This is a genomic window from Parasphingorhabdus sp., assembly GCF_049667325.1.
In the GTDB taxonomy this organism is placed as follows: domain Bacteria; phylum Pseudomonadota; class Alphaproteobacteria; order Sphingomonadales; family Sphingomonadaceae; genus Parasphingorhabdus.
In genome coordinates this window covers 1-2,042 of sequence record NZ_JBATHY010000022.1, presented here as the reverse complement: position 1 = coordinate 2,042, position 2,042 = coordinate 1, and the positions used below count along the sequence as shown (strand labels likewise).

Annotated in this window: 3 protein-coding genes; 1 reads left to right on the top strand and 2 read right to left on the bottom strand. The window is 58.8% G+C overall.

The window, feature by feature from the left end; all coding sequences use genetic code 11:
• Window positions 1-19: 19 nt before the first annotated feature.
• Window positions 20-793, bottom strand: coding sequence for an ATP-binding cassette domain-containing protein (locus WBM93_RS01020; protein ID WP_424427276.1), 774 nt, complete (start codon window positions 791-793; stop codon window positions 20-22).
• A gap of 109 nt (window positions 794-902) precedes the next feature.
• Here WBM93_RS01020 and WBM93_RS01015 point away from each other — a divergent pair, with 109 nt between their 5' ends.
• Window positions 903-1,736 (top strand): SDR family oxidoreductase, encoded by an 834-nt coding sequence (locus WBM93_RS01015; protein ID WP_424427274.1) that lies wholly within the window; start codon window positions 903-905, stop codon window positions 1,734-1,736.
• Here the strand turns inward: WBM93_RS01015 and WBM93_RS01010 are convergent.
• Complete coding sequence (locus WBM93_RS01010) at window positions 1,733-2,029, bottom strand: 4a-hydroxytetrahydrobiopterin dehydratase (protein WP_424427272.1); 297 nt, start codon at window positions 2,027-2,029, stop codon at window positions 1,733-1,735. The two genes, WBM93_RS01015 and WBM93_RS01010, sit on opposite strands and share 4 nt — an antisense overlap.
• Window positions 2,030-2,042 lie beyond the last annotated feature (13 nt).

The window sequence follows — 2,042 nt, the reverse complement described above, 5'->3', positions numbered from 1 at the left end:
GCCTGTTCCCATTGGCCCGTCATGTCGATTTGCTCAAGGCAATCAGATGCGCGGCTTGCGCGCGGGGAATGGCGACCAGAGCCTCGGCTTCTTCGCCGACATTGCCCGATAATAGTTGCGCCGGCGTGGCATCCGCCTTGATCTGCCCGTCCTCCATCACCAGGATGCGGTCGGCGAGATAGAGCGCTTCGGCCATGTCATGGGTGACGATGATCGTGGTCAGGCCCAAGTTGTGATGCAGCGCCTTGTACTGGTCGGTCAGATTATCCCGGGTCACCGGATCGAGCGCGCCGAAGGGTTCGTCCATCAGCATCAGGCCTGGCCGCGTAGCAAGCGCGCGGGCAACCCCGACACGCTGCTGCTGACCACCGCTGAGCTGATCGGGCATGCGCGCCGCGATGTCCTGCGGCAATTCGACGAGATCGAGCAGTTCGGCCACCCGGTCAGCGCGCTCTTCCTTCTCGCCGGCCAGTTCCAGCCCGATCGCGATATTGCGGGCAATCGTCATATGCGGAAACAGGCCGATATTCTGGAAAACATAGCCGATCCGGCGGCGCAGGATATGGGGGTCGAGCGATTCGACCGGTTCGTCACCGATGAAGATCGCTCCGCTGTCCGGTTCGACCAGCCGGTTGATCATCTTGAGCAAGGTCGATTTGCCCGAACCGGAGAGACCGACCAAAGCCACCAGACTGCCCGCTGCGATTTCCAGCGAAACCGCGTCTACAGCCCGAACCGAGCCGTAATGGCGGCTGACATTCTGCAGACGGAGGGAAGGACCGGAGACAGGCATTGGCGGCTATAGTGACGCGCTTTCGCCTGCATGTCCAACTTCACTTGACGTTCACGTCAAAAACCGCTCGAATGAACATCAATGTTAATAACCAGGCAGGAGCGGGCTCATGGGCTATCAAAGCGGACAGAAGACTATATTCATTACCGGCGGAGCATCCGGCCTGGGCCGCGAAGTCGGTCGTTATTTTGCCGAAAAAGGCTGGTTCGTCGGGATAGCCGATGTCAATGACAAGGGCATGGCCGAAACCGCGGCATTATTGCCCGAGGGCCAGAGCTCGATCCACCGGCTCGACGTCACCGACCGCGCACAATGGAAACAGGCGGTTGCCGACTTTGGCGCGATCACCGGCGGCGTGATGAATGTCCTGTTTAACAATGCCGGCATCGGCGAGGGCGGGCCGGTTCAGGAAATGACCGATGAAGCGATCGACCTGATGATCGCGATCAATTTTACCGGCGTGATCAGCGGTACCCGAGCCTGTTTCGACATGCTCAAGAACACACCGGACAGCTGTGTCCTCTATACCGCATCGGCAGCGGGCATTTACGGGGTCGCCGATCTCAGCGTCTATAGCGCGACCAAATTCGCGGTCCGTGGCCTCGCCGAATCGCATGACATCGAATTCCGCAAACATGGCATCAAGTCACGCTCTCTGATGCCCGGTTTTGTCGACACCAATATCATTTCTGATGTTGCAGAAGGCACCAACCAGACAGGCAAGGAACGCCTTGAAGAAGCCGGTGTGCTCGTCAGTCCGGTGACCATCATCGGTCCGGCGGCCTGGGAAGCCGTGCATGGCGAGAAACTCCACATGCCGGTCAATAAAATGGCCAAACAACTCGCCTTTGCCGCGCGCTGGATGCCCGGCCGCCTCCGCAAACAGCAGGCCCAGCTTGCCGACATGGGAAATATTCTGGCCGGATCGGAAGCGAAAGACTAGCGCACACTCTCGATCACTTGTGCCAGATCCACGTCGCGCTGTGACAGCCCGCCATTTTCACCTGCATCATGCGTGGTCAACACGATATCCACGCGGTTGTAGACATTGAACCATTCGGGATGATGATCGGCCTTTTCCGCGTGCAGGGCGACGCGAGTCATGAACGCGAAGGCTTCTGTGAAGTCGCCAAATTTGAACGAACGGCTGATCGCGTCACGCTTTGCGTCATATTCCCAGTCCGGCAGCTCTGCCAAAGCCGCTTTGCGTTCATTGTCCGTCAGTTGCGCCACCATTTTTCATGCTCCT

Excerpts from the sequence above, each read along its gene's own strand:
- WBM93_RS01020 (WP_424427276.1), bottom strand. The coding sequence starts at position 793 with ATGCCTGTCTCCGGTCCTTCCCTCCGTCTGCAGAATGTCAGCCGCCAT.
- WBM93_RS01015 (WP_424427274.1), top strand. The coding sequence starts at position 903 with ATGGGCTATCAAAGCGGACAGAAGACTATATTCATTACCGGCGGAGCA.
- WBM93_RS01010 (WP_424427272.1), bottom strand. The coding sequence starts at position 2,029 with ATGGTGGCGCAACTGACGGACAATGAACGCAAAGCGGCTTTGGCAGAG.